Here is a 14780-nt window from a genome sequence, read left to right as displayed (position 1 = left end):
TGGCGCTCGCCCGTTTCGCGCTGTTGCCTGGCGTGCCAGGCTGTCGCGCGCCGCATTGCGGAGTTGCCCAGTTAAGTCTGCGAACCTAGCCGCGCAATACCTTGCCGGCTTTCGCACGCGCTGGCGGTTTGAACAACTTCACCGTACGAATGGCCTGATCGTCGCTTCGCATCACTTCGAGTTTGACTTCGCCGATCTGCACGCACACGTCGCCGTCCGGAATATCTTCGAGAATTTCGAGGATCAAACCGTTCAGCGTTTTCGGCCCGTCGGTGGGCAGCGTGAGATGCAGCCAGCGGTTCAATTCGCGCAGCGGCATGCTGCCGGCCACGATGCATTCGCCTTTCTCGTTCCAGCCGCCGCGCGAATTGGCGCCGCGCGGAATCGAGGTAGTGAACTCGCCGATCAGTTCCTCGATGATGTCTTCCGGCGTGACGAGGCCTTGCAACTCGCCGTATTCGTTGACGACCAGCGCCGTGCGGTGACGGCTCTCCTGGAAGAATTGCAGTTGCTGGAAAACCGGCGTGCCACTCGGTACGAAGTACGGCTCGGCCAGCAGTTCGCGAAGCGTCTCGCGCTCGAGTTCCTGGTTGTGCAGCGCCGCCAGTGTCTTGCGGACATGCAGCACACCGAGCACCCGATCGATGTCGCCTTGATAGACGATCAGCTTGTTGTGATAGCAGGTTTCGAGTTGGTGCAGGATCTGTTCGAACGGCGCGTCGAAATCCAGCGCCTCAATGCGGCGGCGCGGGATCATCACGTCGTCGACGGAGATGTTTTCCAGGTCGAACAGGTTCAGCAGAATGCTGCGGTGCTTGGTCGGCATGAAGCTGCCCGACTCGAGCACGATGGTGCGCAGCTCTTCGGTCGAGAGTCGCTGGTCGTGTGCGCCTTTCGTATTGATGTGCAGCACGCGCAGAATGCCGTTTGCGAAAAGATTGACGAACCACACCAGCGGTCTGGCGACGCGCATCATCGGCGCAATCAGCAAGCTGGCCGGCAGCGCGACTTTCTCAGGGAACGTCGCGCCAACGATCTTCGGCGTTATTTCCGCGAACACGATGATCAGAAACGCGACAATACCGGTCGCGATCGACAGCACCAGGTTGTTGCGGCCGAACGTGTGCAGCGCGATCGAGGTGGTGAGCACCGGAATGATGGTGTTGAACAGATTGTTGCCGATCAGCACGACGCTCAAAAGCTGATCCGTCTGCGCGAGGAGACCTTGAGTGGTCTTTGCGCCGAGCGCGTTCTGATTGGCCAGATGTTTCAGGCGATGGCGATTGATCGCCATCATCGCCGTTTCGGAAATCGAAAAGAAGCTCGAGCAGATAAGCAGCAGAAAGACGGCGCCAATCTGCGCCCATAAGGGAAGTTGTTCCACGCGTCGTGAAGGATAGGGGAAAGGATGAAGAGAATATAGCAGAGGGGCTTGCGCGCGCCGTCTGGGCTGGCGGCAAAAGACAAGGCGGCGAGCGGTGCGTGAGGGAAATAACGCATCGCACGTGGCCGAAAAAACAAAAAACCGCCCAGCAAGCTGGGCGGTTTTTTGAGCCTTGAACTAACAAGGCGAATCTGGTCGGGGTGAGAGGATTCGAACCTCCGGCCTCTACGTCCCGAACGTAGCGCTCTACCAGGCTAAGCTACACCCCGATGTGTACTGCAGACTCGATTCAGACTATCTCAGCGTTTCAGTCTCGTTCAAGACTGTCTTGCCGTCGAGTAAGAACATAATTCTAGCAGGCTCTCTTTAAAAATGGAATCCGGAAATGAAGAAATTGCTGCTGCCGCGGCCTGAGCTTCCTTTTTCGCGCATTCGAGCGTGTGGTCCAACGCGCCGGAGCGCGTGATCGCTTCGAAAATAGTGTCGAAACGGTCCGTTCCGCCTTGCTCGATAACTTCACGCGCAAGCGCCGATTGCTCCGGCGTGCCGCGTTCGATCAGATAGATCAGCGGCAGCGTGGGTTTGCCCTCGCGAAGGTCGTCGCCGGCGTTCTTGCCCATCGATTCAGCCGTGCCGGTGTAGTCGAGCCAGTCGTCCATGATCTGGAACGCGGTGCCGATGCGCCGGCCGAATTCTGCCGCGGCGGCTTCCGTTTTCGCGTCCGATCCGGCCAGCACCGCGCCCAGTTGGGCGGCTGCTTCGAACAGCTTGGCGGTTTTGTAGCGGATCACCTGCATGTAGCGGGCTTCGTCCACGTCGGCGTCGTGCATGTTCAGGAGCTGCAGCACCTCTCCCTCGGAGATGATGTTGGTCGCTTCCGACAGAATCTCCATCACCCGCATTTTGCCCACACCGACCATCATCTGGAACGAGCGCGAGTACAGGAAGTCGCCCACCAGCACGCTCGCGGCGTTGCCGAACAGCGCGTTGGCGGTCTGACGGCCGCGCCGCAGGTCGGATTCGTCGACCACGTCGTCGTGCAGCAGGGTGGCCGTATGGATGAACTCGACGACCGCGGCCAGCTCGTGCCGGTGCCCCGTGGTTTCGCCCAGCGCGCCCGCCACCAGCAGCAGCAGCGCGGGCCGCAGCCGTTTGCCGCCGGCGCTGATGATGTACTCGGAAATCTGGTTGATCAGCATCACGTCGGACGCGAGACGGTGCCGTATGACGCGATTGACCTGCTGCATGTCTTCGGCGATCGGAGCGAGCAGGCTGGCGGCGTTGGAGGAGGGGGTGGCAGTCGACGACATGATGGCTGAATTGGGTAGTGCCGCGAATTATAAGGCGAATCGCGACAGTTCCGGGTCGCAGGCTGCGGCGCGGCGCGTTCCGGGCGGCGGCAGAACCGCGCGGCGGGGCCGTGCGGCAAGACGCGCGGCGCCTCTCAATGAGTTTTGACCGAGCAGCTAACTCTATGTATAATCACGGGTTTCCGCGCGCGGTGCGTGGGAAAAATGAACACAGAGTGAGGTTCTCAATGTACGCGGTCATAAAAACCGGTGGCAAGCAGTATAAAGTTGCCGTCGGCGAAAAACTTAAAGTAGAACAGATACCGGCAGACATTGACGCTGAAATCACGCTCGACCAGGTTCTCGCAGTGGGCGAAGGCGAATCGATTAAGTTCGGTACGCCGCTGGTCAGTGGGGCTTCCGTCAAGGCTACCGTCGTGTCGCAAGGTCGTCACGCAAAAGTGACCATCTTCAAGATGCGTCGCCGGAAGCACTACCAGAAGCATGGCGGCCACCGCCAGAACTATACCGAACTGCGCATCGACGCGATCAACGCGTAAGCGCACCGGTTAAGGAGCAAATCAAATGGCACACAAAAAGGCAGGCGGATCATCCCGCAACGGCCGCGACTCCGAATCGAAACGCCTTGGCGTGAAGGTTTACGGCGGTCAGGCTATCAACGCTGGCGGCATCATCGTTCGTCAACGTGGCACGCGTATGCACCCGGGCGAAAACGTTGGCATCGGCAAGGATCACACCTTGTTCGCGCTGACGGACGGCCACGTCAATTTCTCGACGAAGGGCGCAGCGAAGAAGCACATGGTCAACGTCGTCCCGGCAGCAGTCTGAGTTTACTCAGGCACGGGCTTCAGGACCGGAAAAGGCCCCGCGAAGTTAGCGGGGCTTTTTTTATTCCGGCAGGCTTCGCCGGATGAATGGGCAAGAACGCCTTTCATGCCGAAATGTCCTATGCCGTTCGGCCGATTGATCGGCGCATGGCGGGCGCGGCAAAATAGCAGCATCTAGCAGCACCAAAAGCAGCATCAAATTTAGCAGCACCATCTGGCAGCACACCACGGGACGGAGTTACGCATGAAGTTCATTGACGAAGCGAGGATTGAAGTCATCGCCGGCGACGGAGGGGATGGCAGCGCGTCGATGCGCCGCGAGAAGTTCGTTCCGTTCGGCGGCCCGGATGGCGGCGACGGCGGTCGGGGCGGCAGCGTGATCGCGGTCGCGGACCGCAACATCAACACGCTGATCGACTACCGCTACGCGAAGAAACACCTGGCGCGCAACGGCGAAAACGGCCGCGGCGCGGACTGCTACGGCAAAGGCGGCGACGACATTACGTTGCGTATGCCGGTCGGCACCACGATCACCGACATGGAGACCGGCGAACTGATCGCCGATCTTACCGAGCACAACCAGAGCGTGCAGATCGCTCAGGGTGGCGCGGGCGGTCTCGGTAACCTGCATTTCAAATCCAGTACGAACCGCGCGCCCCGTCAGAAAACGGACGGCAAGCCGGGCGAACGCCGCATGGTGCGCCTTGAGCTGAAGGTGCTGGCGGACGTCGGCCTGCTCGGCATGCCGAACGCCGGCAAGTCGACTTTCATCGCGTCGGTGTCGAACGCGAAACCGAAGATCGCAGACTACCCGTTCACGACGCTCGCGCCGAATCTCGGTGTGGTGCGTGTCGGGCCGAGCCGCAGCTTCGTGATCGCCGACATTCCTGGCTTGATTGAAGGCGCGGCGGAAGGCGCGGGCCTCGGCCACCAGTTCCTGCGTCACTTGCAGCGCACGGGCTTGTTGTTGCATATCGTCGACCTCGCACCGTTCGACGACGCGGTCGATCCGGTCGCGGAAGCCAAGGCGATCGTCAACGAACTGCGCAAGTACGACGAGCTGCTGTATGAAAAGCCGCGCTGGCTGGTGCTGAACAAGCTGGACATGGTGCCCGAAGACGAGCGCGAAGCGCGTGTCTCGGCGTTCCTCGAAGGCTTCGGCTGGGATGGTCCGGTGTTCGAAATCTCGGCGCTGACTGGCCAAGGCTGCGAAAACCTTTGCTACGCGGTGTTCGACCACATCTCCGCGCATTCTGACGCGCAGCGTGCGGCGGAAGCCGAAGATCTCGCTGCGGACGTGCGCTTCCGCGAGAAGCCGCAAGCCCCTGCTGCCGCAGACGACGCCGGCACCGACCCGCAGGTATAAAAAGATCGAGCGCCGGCGCCCGAGCGGGCTGCCGGCATGCATCACGCGTCATCTTGGGAGACCGCGCACAATGCGTTCCGTCATCGCAGATTCACGGCGATTGGTAGTGAAAGTCGGTTCGAGCCTCGTCACGAATGACGGGCGGGGCCTCGATCATGCTGCTATCGGTCGCTGGGCCGCACAGATTGCCGCGCTGCGCGCGCAGGGCAAGGAAGTGGTGCTCGTCAGCTCGGGCGCTATTGCCGAAGGAATGCAACGGCTCGGTTGGACCAAGCGACCACGCGAGATCGACGAACTGCAAGCGGCCGCGGCCGTCGGCCAGATGGGTCTCGCGCAGGTGTACGAAAGCCGCTTTGCCGAACATTCCATTCAGACCGCCCAGATTCTGCTGACGCACGCCGATCTGGCCGATCGCGAACGCTATCTGAATGCGCGCTCCACGTTGCTCACGCTTCTACGCTTGGGCGTGGTGCCGATCATCAACGAGAACGACACGGTCGTCACCGACGAAATCAAATTCGGCGACAACGACACGCTGGGCGCGCTCGTCGCAAACCTGATCGAAGGCGACGCACTTGTCATCCTCACAGATCAGCAAGGACTTTTCACCGCCGATCCGCGTAAGGATCTGACCGCCACGCTGGTTCAGCAAGCCGATGCCGGCGCGCTGGAGCTCGAAGCCATGGCGGGCGGCGCGGGTTCGAGTCTCGGTCGTGGCGGCATGCTGACCAAGATTCTCGCCGCCAAGCGCGCGGCGCACAGCGGCGCCAATACGGTGATCGCAAGCGGGCGTGAAGCAGATGTGCTCTCGCGGTTGGCCTCGGGCGAGGCGATCGGCACGCAGTTGATCGCGCGCACGGCGCGCATGGCGGCGCGCAAGCAATGGATGGCGGATCATCTTCAGGTGCGCGGCCATGTGGTGATCGACGACGGCGCCGTCGAAAAGCTGACCGAAGGGGGCAAGAGCCTGCTGCCTATCGGCATTGTCGGCGTTCAGGGCGCCTTTGCGCGCGGTGAAGTGATCGCTTGTCTGAGCGCCGCTGGGCGCGAAGTGGCGCGCGGTCTGACGAACTACAGCAGCGCGGAAACCAAGCTGATTCAGCGGCGCCCAAGTGGCGAGATTGAATCGGTGCTCGGCTATATGCTGGAGCCGGAGCTGATTCACCGTGACAACCTGGTGCTGGTCTAAGGCACCGATAGTCCCATGCGCGGGAGTGCGCATACGGCAAACAAAAAGCCGTTCCAGCGAAAGCTGGAACGGCTTTTTTCACGCCCACAATCCGCTAGGGTCCAAAGCTCAGTGGATCAACGAACTCGCTGTGCGCTTATAGCGGATGTTTTCCAGAATCGAAGCCGCGTTCCCCATCGGCATCTTGTTCGCGCACAGATAGTCCTGATACAGCGCAGCCTGATAAGCGTTGAGCGCGCCGTTCTCGATGCGCGTGAAGTTGTTCGCGACCGTCGTGTCCCAGCCGTCGTGATCCGAATTCAGGCCCGCATACTGGCGCCATTCGTACGTGTCGCAACGAATCCCCTCGTAGATGACGTTACGAGCGCCGCTCGGGCTTGCCACGACGACGGTAAAGCGAACCACTCCGTCCGTACCGACAGTTAACGACTTTCGGTCGACCGCGAACTGCAGCGGCGTGTTGCCGGAGACTTCGAAAGGCAGCAGATTCGACTCTTGCGGCAGCGGCGGCAGCGTGTCCACCTTGTTCTCAACCCAGTTGCCCTGACGATCCAGCAAATAGGTAAACGCGCTGTCGTCTTTATTAGTAGGTTTGCCGGCGCTCGAACAACCAGCCAGCAAGGCGCCGGTGGCGACGCACGCCACGACGAGAGCAAGTGCTTTCAATATGGTTTCCTCGAAACACTGACGCGGCTCGTTGAGCCGCGTCAGAGAGAGGCGGCATGGACAGCCGCTCAGAGTTGTTAATTGCGCACGCCCGGGCGGAACAGCGAGCCGGCCGTTTCGCCTGCCGATTCGTCTTCGTGATCCGGCGCGGCGTCGACTTCTGCCGTTGACGCGGACCCCGGACCGCAATCGGACGCGATCGTTACGTGAACCGATGTTTCGATGCTGACGGTGGTCACTGAAGTCACCGTCATTACCGTGGAATCCGGCGGACTTTCCATTGACGACGCTATCCGGGGATAGCGCGGCCCATGATGCCCGCCAGGTTTTTCCGCACGCGGCGCAGCCCGGCGCATGAAACGGGATAGCTCCGTCAGCGCCAACTGATATACATCCCGCTTGAACTCGATCACACAGTCGAGCGGCACCCAGTACTCGTTCCAGCGCCACGCATCGAACTCAGGGTGGTCGGTGGCGCGCAAGCAGATGTCGCAGTCGCGTCCAACCATCCGGAGCAAAAACCAGATTTGTTTCTGGCCGCGGTAATGACCGCGTACTTCGCGCTTGATGAACTTGTCAGGCACCTCGTAACGCAACCAGTCGCGCGTGCGACCAATCACCTTGACGTGCTCAGGAAGCAGCCCGGTTTCTTCGTGTAACTCCCGATACATCGCTTGCACGGGGGTCTCTCCGTACTTGATGCCCCCTTGCGGAAACTGCCAGGAATGTTCACGGAGCCGTTTGCCCCAAAACACCTCGTTGTGCGCGTTCAAGAGGATGATGCCGACGTTCGGGCGAAAGCCTTCACGATCCAGCATACAACCACCTTCGAATCCTTTAAAATTGCTTTGATTATAAACAGATAACGGGTCTGACGCACCGATTCGCACCAGATTGGAACGATTCGCCGCCAAAGGCCCGCGTTTGCGGTAGCCTGTCAGTCTTTCCGTGCCTTATCCCTTGTGCAAAAGCTTTGCGCGGCGGCTTCGGCGCCGCGGTCGGATTGCGCTGCACCGGTGTCAGTGTATTGTCAGGTGAGCCTTGCTGGCTCAGAGCCGGATCTGTGTCGATTTCCCCACCGTTTTCACCTTTCGGGCGGTCCCTCCGGAGCCGCCGCTTTTGGATAATCTGAATGAAAGCTTCCCGTTTCTTTATCGGTACCCTCAAAGAAGCTCCCGCCGACGCAGAGATCGTCAGCCACAAGCTCATGGTGCGCGCCGGCATGATCCGCCGCGTTGCCGGCGGTATCTATAACTACCTGCCGGTCGGCCTGCGCTCGATCCGCAAGGTGGAAGCCATCGTGCGCGAAGAAATGAACCGGGCAGGCGGTATTGAATTGCTGATGCCGGCAGTGCAGCCGGCCGAGTTGTGGCAGGAATCGGGCCGTTGGGAAAAGTACGGTCCCGAACTGCTGCGCTTCAAGGATCGCAGGCAGTCCGATTTCGTGATCGGACCGACCCACGAAGAAGTGGTCACGGATATCGCGCGCAATCAGATCAAGAGCTATCGCCAGCTGCCGGTGAACTTCTACCAGATCCAGACCAAGTTCCGCGACGAGATCCGTCCGCGTTTCGGCGTGATGCGCGGCCGCGAATTCATCATGAAAGACGCGTACTCGTTCGACAAGGACATGGACGGTCTGCGCGAGTCGTATCGCAAGATGTACGACGCGTACGTGCGCATTTTCACGCGCCTCGGTCTGGACTTCCGCGCGGTGGCGGCGGACAACGGGTCGATTGGCGGCAGCGGTTCGCACGAATTCCACGTGATCGCCGAGACCGGTGAAGATGCGATCGCCTACTGCCCGACCTCGGATTTCGCGGCGAACGTCGAAGCGGCCGAAGCGCTGCCGCTCTACGCGGAACGCGCGGCGCCCACCGAAGAAATGAAGAAGACTCCCACGCCGGGCAAGGCGAAGTGCGAAGCGGTGGCCGAGCTGCTGAACATTCCGCTCGAGCGCACGATCAAGTCGATCATCCTCGCCACCGAAAATGAAGGCGCCGAGCCGACCATCTGGTTGCTGATGCTGCGCGGCGACCACGATCTGAACGAGATCAAGGCGAGCAAGCTGCCGGGTCTGGCCGAGTTCCGCATGGCGACCGAGGCTGAAATCATTGAAACCTTCGGTACGCCGCCGGGTTACCTCGGCCCGATCGGCACGAAGAAGCCGATCAAGGTCGTCGCGGATCGCACGGTCGCGAACATGAGCGACTTCGTGGTCGGCTCGAACGAAGTGGATTACCACACCACGGGCGTGAACTGGGGGCGTGATCTGCCGGAGCCTGTCGTCGCCGACATTCGCAACGTGAAGAAGGGCGATCCGTCGCCGGACGGCAAGGGCGTGCTCGACATCTGCCGCGGTATCGAAGTGGGCCACGTGTTCCAGCTCGGCACCAAGTATTCCGAAGCCATGGGCGCGACCTGCCTCGACGAAACCGGTAAGCCGCGTCCGATGGAAATGGGCTGCTACGGGATCGGCGTGACGCGTATCCTGGGCGCCGCGATCGAACAGAATTTCGACGACAAAGGCATCATCTGGCCGGAATCGATCGCGCCGTTCGAAGTCGTGCTGTGCCCGATGGGCTACGACCGCAGCGAAGCCGTGCGCGCGGAAGCCGACAAGCTTTACGCGGCGCTGGTCGAAGCGGGTATCGACGTGATCCTCGACGACCGCGGCGAGCGCCCGGGCGTGATGTTCGCCGACTGGGAGCTGATCGGCGTGCCGCATCGTCTCGTGATCGGCGACCGTGGCCTGAAGGAAGGCAAGCTCGAATACCAGGGCCGCCGCGACGCTGAAGCGACGCTGCTGCCGGTCGAAGACGCCGCGCAAACGGTGATCGGGAAAGTTCGCGCAGCGTTGGCGCGTTAAGCGGAGCGGACGGTGGAGTACACCTTCCTGTCCGCGACCGTCCTGCTGATTCTGATCACCGATCCGCTCGGCAACATTCCGCTCTTCGTCAGTTGTCTGCGCAGTGTGTCTCCGAAGCGGCGCACGATCGTCATCCTCCGCGAGGTGGCGATCGCGTTTGCGATCCTGCTGATCTTCATGGTGGTCGGCGACCGTTTTCTGCGCATGATGAGCCTGACCGACCAGTCATTGCGTATCGGCGGCGGGATCGTGTTGTTTCTGATTGCGCTCAGAATGGTGTTTCCGCATCCGGACGGTCCATTCGGCGGCGACACGCGCGGCGGCGAGCCGCTCATCGTCCCGCTCGCCATTCCGGCACTGGCAGGTCCGTCGGCGCTGGCCACCGTGATGCTGCTGACGTCGCAGGCGCCCGGCAAGATGTTTGAGTGGATCGGCGCGCTGACTGTCACGATGGTTGTCTGCGCGATCGTGCTGATGCTGGCGGAGCGCATTCAGGCATGGCTCGGCGAGCGCGCGATGATGGCGTTCGAACGGCTGATGGGTCTCGTGCTGGTGGCGATTTCGGTGGAGATGATGCTCGGCGGGATTCGGTCGTTCGTGCATCAACTTTGAAAGACGCTCGCCGCCGCGGCAGGTAATCCGCGACTTGCAGCGCTTAGCGCGATACAGCGCGACGCAACGCGGACAGCACAGCGCAAAGCCCAGCAATTTCACATAAAAAAAGCGGCTCCATGAGGGCCGCTTTTTCGTCTCTTCGACACGCCGCAAAACAGCGCGCGGCAGCGAGAAAAACAGGCGATTACGCCCCTTCAGTCAGCGCACGAATCGTGGGCAGGTTACGCCAGTAACCCTTCGCATCCATGCCGCAGCCGAACACATAGCGGTCCGGCACTTCGAAGCCACAATAATCCGGCCGCAACGGTTTGGCCTTCGGAATGATCTTCTCGCACAGCACCGCGCTCAGGAAGCGCTTCGCGCCCATCGCGAGAATACGGTCGCGGATTGCGGCCATCGTCTCGCCTTCGTCGAGAATGTCGTCGAGCACCAGCACGACGCGATCCTTTACCGACTCCGCCGGCGCCACGCGCCACTGCATCTCGTTGCCGCCCTTGGTGGTGTTGCGGTAGCGGGTCAGGTGGATGTAGTCGAACTCGAGCGGAAAATCGAGGTGCGGCAACAGCATGCCGGTGAACACCGCCGCGCCGCCCATGACCGACAGCACGAGCGGGAAGTCCTCGCTCATCTCGTTGCGGATGGCGGCCGCCATGCCGCTGATCGACGCGTTGACGTCGTCGGCCGAAACGATTTCTTCGGAGTGGCTAAAAATGTGGAGAGCTTCTTCGCGGTTCATGACGTCTGACGGGCGGTGACTGTATACATAGTGTGAGTGAGGACGGCGGCGCGCGGTACAGAATAAACCCGCACAAAGCGGGAGTCGGCCCAGCGGAGTCAGGGGCGCGTTCCGTGGTTCATGCGCGGAACGCGCGTCGCCGTCTTGCTAAAGCTTAGCGCATGCCGGGCAACATGCCCTTCATGCCGCGCATCATCTTTTGCAGATTGCCGCCTTTGAGCTTTTTCATCATGGTGCGCATCTGGTCGTACTGGTTCAGCATGCGGTTGACTTCCTGCACCTGCACGCCCGCGCCGGCGGCAATACGGCGCTTGCGCGTGGCCTTGATCAGATCCGGCTTGGCGCGCTCCTGCGGCGTCATGGAATTGATGATGCCTTCCATGCGGCGCATCTGCTTCTCGGCCTGGCCCATGTTGGCGCCCGCGGCGGCTTGCTGGAACTGCGCGGGCAGTTTGTCCATCAGCGACGACAGGCCGCCCATGCCCTTCATTTGCGTGAGCTGCGCGCGGAAATCGTTCAGATCGAAGTCGCCGCCCTTCTTGACCTTGTCGGCGAGCTTCTGCGCGGCCTGCACGTCCACGCCGCGTTGCGCTTCTTCGACGAGGGCGAGAATGTCACCCATGCCGAGAATCCGGTTCGCCATGCGATCCGGGTAGAAGACTTCGAGGCCGTCGAGCTTTTCCGCGACGCCGACGAACTTGATCGGCTTGCCGGTGACGTGACGCACGGAGAGCGCCGCGCCACCGCGCGAATCGCCGTCGAGCTTGGTGAGGACCACGCCGGTGAGCGGCAGCGCATCGCTAAACGCCTTGGCGGTGTTAACCGCGTCCTGACCGAGCATCGCGTCGACCACGAACAGCGTTTCCGCCGGCTTGAGAGTGTTATGCAGCGCGGTGATTTCCTGCATCATCGCTTCGTCGATACCGAGACGGCCGGCCGTGTCGACCAGCAGCACGTCGTGATAGTGGCGCTTGGCCCAATCCACGGCGGCGCGCGCGATGTCGACCGGTTTCTGATCCGGTTCCGACGGGAAGAAATCCGCGCCGACCTGCTCGGTCACCGTCTTCAACTGCGCGATAGCGGCAGGCCGGTAAACGTCGCACGACACAGTCAGTACTTTTTTCTTGTACTTCTCGCGCAGCAGTTTGGCGAGCTTGCCGACGGTGGTCGTCTTACCCGCGCCCTGCAGACCCGCCATCAGGATCACCGCCGGCGGCGTGACGGCGAGGTTGAGTTCGACCGCCTTGCCCTCATAGTCGCCGCCGATGATCGCGGTCAACTCGCGCTGCACCACGCCGACGAGCGCCTGGCCCGGCGAGAGGCTGCTGATGACTTCTTCGCCGAGCGCCTTTTCCTTCACCTTGGCAATGAACTCGCGCACGACGGGCAGCGCCACGTCGGCCTCGAGCAGCGCGAGACGCACCTCGCGCAGCATTTCCTGGGTGTTCGCCTCGGTGAGCCGGGCTTCGCCGCGCAGCGTCTTGACGACGCGCGCCATCCGTTGAGTCAGATTGTCGAGCATGGGGAGCGATGAACAGTGCGGCCGGAGCGGGGCGCGATGCAGGAGACGTCGCGGAGCAGGGGCCTAGTGTAAACTTCGAATATGGATATTGTACTGTATGCCCTCACTGCGCTCCTCTACGGCGGTTTAGCCGTGGCCGGCTGGCGCTCGCACCGGCACGCCGCGTTGCGTCCCATGCTCGAAAGCGTGCCGCCGGTGCCTGCCGCAGCGGCGCCCGTGTCGGCTCCGTCGGCTGCTTCGGGCATGAGCGGCTCGGGCCGCGCGCTGCTGTTCGTGGCGCTACTCGCTCACGGCGTGCTGCTGCATACCACCATCTTTCCGCAGAACGCGATGGTGTTCGGTTTCGCGTTCGCGCTGTCGGCCATGTTCTGGCTCGGCGCCGGCATCTATTGGATTGAGAGCTTTTTCTTTCCGCTCGACGGCCTGCGTCTGCTGGTCCTGCCGCTCGCCTGCGTCGCCTCGTTGCTGCCGCTCGCATTCAACGGTGTGCGCGTGCTGCCGTATTCGGCCGCGCCGATGTTCAAGCTGCACTTTCTGATCGCCAACATCGCCTACGGTTTGTTTGCGATCGCGGCGCTGCACGCCATTCTGATGCTGCTCGTCGAGCGGCGTCTGCATGCCATGCGCGGCGGCATGGCCCAGCGGCACACGACCGCGGCGGGCAACGGCTGGCTGTCGAGCTGGCTCGATACGCTGCCGCCGCTCCTCACGCTGGAGAAGCTGCTGTTCCGTTTGATCGGCGCGGGTTTCGTCCTGCTGACGTTGACGCTAGTGTCGGGCATTCTGTTCAGCGAGCAACTGGTCGACCGCGCATTGCGGCTCGATCACAAGACCGTGTTCGCGATTCTTTCCTGGGTGATGTTCGGCGCGCTGCTCACCGCGCGCAAAGTTTCCGGCTGGCGCGGCCGTGCGGCATTGCGCTGGGTGCTGGCGTCGTTCGTCGCGCTGTTGCTGGCGTACGTCGGCAGCCGTTTTGTTTTCGAGGTGCTGTTGCACCGAGCTGTAGTGTGAGCGTGTCCCATGCGACAAATATTTCTGCTGATCCTGTTGTTCATCGTCGGCCAATGGCTGGTGAAGGCGCTGCGTCGTCATGACGCGCAGGCGTCTCAACGCAGTGGCGCGAACGGCGACGCGGGTGCCAAAGGCGCGAATGGCGCGAACGGTCCGAACGGCGGTGCGCGCGCTGCCGCGCCGGCGCAACTCCCCGAGCCGATGATCCGTTGCGTCGAATGCGGCGTGCACGCGCCGAAGAGCGATTCCGTGGTGGTGGCCGGGCAGCCGTTCTGCAGCGCCGCGCACGCGCAGCGTCACGGCGCGCGACCCACGGGCCGCGACGCTCGATGAGCGTCGAGTTCACCGTCGACGCATACGGTTGGGTCGCCGCCGCACGCAAACTGCCATCGCCGAATTTCGAAGCGCGGCCCGAAGCGGCCGTGCCGACGCTGATCGTGGTTCACAACATCAGCCTGCCGCCCAACGAATTCGGCGGCACCGCAATTGCCGAACTGTTCCTCAACACGCTCGATTGCGACGCGCACCCGTACTACGACTCCCATCTGCGCGGCGTGCGAGTGTCGGCGCATTTCGTGATCCATCGCGACGGCGCGCTCGAACAGTTCGTCTCGTGCAACGAGCGCGCGTGGCACGCCGGGCCGTCGAATTTTTTCGGCCGCGAGCGCTGCAATGATTTCTCGATCGGCATCGAGTTGGAGGGCAGCGACACCGCGCCTTTCGAAGCGGCTCAATACCGCACGCTCAGCGCCCTGGTGAGCGCGCTCAAGGCTCGCTATCCGGTCGAAGCGCTCGCTGGTCACTCGGACATCGCCCCCGGTCGCAAGACCGATCCAGGGCCGCATTTCGAGTGGCAGCGTCTGCAGCGCGACACCTCGCTCGACGCTCAGTATTTCCCCTATCTCAAGTTTTCCAAAACGCCGTAACGGCCCTTCGCGCGACTTCGCGTGATGCGAGGAAAACAAGGCGCTGCCTTGTTCTCCGGGGAGTCGTGTTCGCGCCGCGCTAAGCAAAAGTCAAGACTTCGAAAGCAAATAAAACGATTTGACCTGTCTCGAATCTCCACTATACTTGGTGCCACAAATCCAGTTGTGCACTATATCTTGTGTTGCTCTGTGCATAACCATGTGCATAACCGTGTGATAAGCGCGTGCACAACTGGTGAACAAGTCAGCGGCGTCCGCTCTCCGAGCACGGCGCCGCAAGCATTTCAGGCAGCGAAAAAATATTCCTGTGGCGTGGCCGGAGAGACCACCGGCGGCATCCAGAAGCATTCAGGAAAGGG

The 14780-nt window shown here is 61.8% G+C and carries 15 protein-coding genes and 1 tRNA gene; 9 read left to right on the top strand and 7 right to left on the bottom strand.

Going from position 1 to position 14780, the window contains the following annotated elements:
* Positions 1-85: 85 nt before the first annotated feature.
* The 3 genes from BPHYT_RS17140 to BPHYT_RS17130 all read right to left on the bottom strand — a co-directional run bounded on the left by BPHYT_RS17140 (position 86) and on the right by BPHYT_RS17130 (position 2694).
* Positions 86-1384: an HlyC/CorC family transporter gene (locus BPHYT_RS17140; RefSeq protein WP_041758581.1), complete on the bottom strand. Its 1299-nt coding sequence runs from the start codon at positions 1382-1384 to the stop codon at positions 86-88.
* 192 nt (positions 1385-1576) lie between these two features.
* Positions 1577-1653 (bottom strand) — tRNA-Pro (locus BPHYT_RS17135).
* A gap of 48 nt (positions 1654-1701) precedes the next feature.
* Complete coding sequence (locus BPHYT_RS17130) at positions 1702-2694, bottom strand: polyprenyl synthetase family protein (protein WP_012434401.1); 993 nt, start codon at positions 2692-2694, stop codon at positions 1702-1704.
* Between the two features lie 227 nt (positions 2695-2921).
* Between BPHYT_RS17130 and rplU the strand changes: the two genes are divergently transcribed.
* The 4 genes from rplU (at position 2922) to proB (ending at position 6076) form a co-directional block, all read left to right on the top strand.
* A complete protein-coding gene (rplU, locus tag BPHYT_RS17125) occupies positions 2922-3233 on the top strand; it encodes a 50S ribosomal protein L21 (RefSeq protein WP_007180329.1) in 312 nt (103 codons plus the stop codon).
* Between the two features lie 25 nt (positions 3234-3258).
* Positions 3259-3522 (top strand): 50S ribosomal protein L27, encoded by a 264-nt coding sequence (gene rpmA, locus BPHYT_RS17120; RefSeq protein WP_007180330.1) that lies wholly within the window; start codon positions 3259-3261, stop codon positions 3520-3522.
* Positions 3523-3765: 243 nt separating this feature from the next.
* Complete coding sequence (cgtA, locus tag BPHYT_RS17115; protein ID WP_012434400.1) at positions 3766-4887, top strand: Obg family GTPase CgtA; 1122 nt, start codon at positions 3766-3768, stop codon at positions 4885-4887.
* A 70-nt stretch (positions 4888-4957) separates the two neighbouring features.
* Complete coding sequence (gene proB / locus BPHYT_RS17110; RefSeq protein WP_012434399.1) at positions 4958-6076, top strand: glutamate 5-kinase; 1119 nt, start codon at positions 4958-4960, stop codon at positions 6074-6076.
* 108 nt (positions 6077-6184) lie between these two features.
* Here proB and BPHYT_RS17105 read toward each other — a convergent pair whose 3' ends face one another.
* Both BPHYT_RS17105 and BPHYT_RS17100 read right to left on the bottom strand, forming a co-directional pair.
* Positions 6185-6742, bottom strand: coding sequence for a CNP1-like family protein (locus tag BPHYT_RS17105; protein WP_012434398.1), 558 nt, complete (start codon positions 6740-6742; stop codon positions 6185-6187).
* Positions 6743-6819: 77 nt separating this feature from the next.
* Positions 6820-7560 (bottom strand): RNA pyrophosphohydrolase, encoded by a 741-nt coding sequence (locus BPHYT_RS17100; protein ID WP_012434397.1) that lies wholly within the window; start codon positions 7558-7560, stop codon positions 6820-6822.
* A gap of 314 nt (positions 7561-7874) precedes the next feature.
* Here BPHYT_RS17100 and BPHYT_RS17095 point away from each other — a divergent pair, with 314 nt between their 5' ends.
* The gene (locus BPHYT_RS17095) at positions 7875-9611 is read left to right on the top strand and encodes a proline--tRNA ligase (protein ID WP_012434396.1); all 1737 of its coding nucleotides are present in this window, start codon (positions 7875-7877) and stop codon (positions 9609-9611) included.
* Between the two features lie 12 nt (positions 9612-9623).
* Positions 9624-10223 (top strand): MarC family protein, encoded by a 600-nt coding sequence (locus BPHYT_RS17090; protein WP_012434395.1) that lies wholly within the window; start codon positions 9624-9626, stop codon positions 10221-10223.
* Positions 10224-10410: 187 nt separating this feature from the next.
* On the opposite strand, the gene BPHYT_RS17085 is transcribed toward BPHYT_RS17090, so the two are convergent.
* Together BPHYT_RS17085 and ffh are read right to left on the bottom strand one after the other, a co-directional pair.
* Positions 10411-10962, bottom strand: a complete 552-nt coding sequence (locus BPHYT_RS17085) for a hypoxanthine-guanine phosphoribosyltransferase (RefSeq protein WP_012434394.1) — start codon at positions 10960-10962, stop codon at positions 10411-10413.
* Between the two features lie 154 nt (positions 10963-11116).
* The gene (gene ffh, locus BPHYT_RS17080) at positions 11117-12484 is read right to left on the bottom strand and encodes a signal recognition particle protein (RefSeq protein ID WP_012434393.1); all 1368 of its coding nucleotides are present in this window, start codon (positions 12482-12484) and stop codon (positions 11117-11119) included.
* An 81-nt stretch (positions 12485-12565) separates the two neighbouring features.
* Here ffh and BPHYT_RS17075 point away from each other — a divergent pair, with 81 nt between their 5' ends.
* From BPHYT_RS17075 to ampD, 3 genes are read left to right on the top strand one after another with little or no spacing between them, the layout of a single operon-like run.
* Entirely contained in the window at positions 12566-13495 is a 930-nt protein-coding gene (locus tag BPHYT_RS17075) for a cytochrome C assembly family protein (protein WP_012434392.1), read from the top strand.
* Between the two features lie 9 nt (positions 13496-13504).
* Positions 13505-13828: a PP0621 family protein gene (locus BPHYT_RS17070; RefSeq protein ID WP_012434391.1), complete on the top strand. Its 324-nt coding sequence runs from the start codon at positions 13505-13507 to the stop codon at positions 13826-13828.
* Positions 13825-14421 (top strand): 1,6-anhydro-N-acetylmuramyl-L-alanine amidase AmpD, encoded by a 597-nt coding sequence (gene ampD / locus BPHYT_RS17065; RefSeq protein ID WP_012434390.1) that lies wholly within the window; start codon positions 13825-13827, stop codon positions 14419-14421. Before BPHYT_RS17070 ends, ampD begins: the two co-directional genes overlap by 4 nt.
* Positions 14422-14780: the final 359 nt, after the last annotated feature.

Origin of the sequence: Paraburkholderia phytofirmans PsJN (assembly GCF_000020125.1) — a bacterium.
GTDB classification, from domain to species: domain Bacteria; phylum Pseudomonadota; class Gammaproteobacteria; order Burkholderiales; family Burkholderiaceae; genus Paraburkholderia; species Paraburkholderia phytofirmans.
Note: the sequence above shows the minus strand (reverse complement) of the source record. Positions and strands in the feature narration are given on the sequence as shown.

Excerpts from the sequence above, each read along its gene's own strand:
- BPHYT_RS17130 (WP_012434401.1), bottom strand. The coding sequence starts at position 2,694 with ATGTCGTCGACTGCCACCCCCTCCTCCAACGCCGCCAGCCTGCTCGCT.
- rplU (WP_007180329.1), top strand. The coding sequence starts at position 2,922 with ATGTACGCGGTCATAAAAACCGGTGGCAAGCAGTATAAAGTTGCCGTC.
- rpmA (WP_007180330.1), top strand. The coding sequence starts at position 3,259 with ATGGCACACAAAAAGGCAGGCGGATCATCCCGCAACGGCCGCGACTCC.
- cgtA (WP_012434400.1), top strand. The coding sequence starts at position 3,766 with ATGAAGTTCATTGACGAAGCGAGGATTGAAGTCATCGCCGGCGACGGA.
- proB (WP_012434399.1), top strand. The coding sequence starts at position 4,958 with ATGCGTTCCGTCATCGCAGATTCACGGCGATTGGTAGTGAAAGTCGGT.
- BPHYT_RS17100 (WP_012434397.1), bottom strand. The coding sequence starts at position 7,560 with ATGCTGGATCGTGAAGGCTTTCGCCCGAACGTCGGCATCATCCTCTTG.
- BPHYT_RS17095 (WP_012434396.1), top strand. The coding sequence starts at position 7,875 with ATGAAAGCTTCCCGTTTCTTTATCGGTACCCTCAAAGAAGCTCCCGCC.
- BPHYT_RS17085 (WP_012434394.1), bottom strand. The coding sequence starts at position 10,962 with ATGAACCGCGAAGAAGCTCTCCACATTTTTAGCCACTCCGAAGAAATC.
- ffh (WP_012434393.1), bottom strand. The coding sequence starts at position 12,484 with ATGCTCGACAATCTGACTCAACGGATGGCGCGCGTCGTCAAGACGCTG.
- BPHYT_RS17075 (WP_012434392.1), top strand. The coding sequence starts at position 12,566 with ATGGATATTGTACTGTATGCCCTCACTGCGCTCCTCTACGGCGGTTTA.
- BPHYT_RS17070 (WP_012434391.1), top strand. The coding sequence starts at position 13,505 with ATGCGACAAATATTTCTGCTGATCCTGTTGTTCATCGTCGGCCAATGG.
- ampD (WP_012434390.1), top strand. The coding sequence starts at position 13,825 with ATGAGCGTCGAGTTCACCGTCGACGCATACGGTTGGGTCGCCGCCGCA.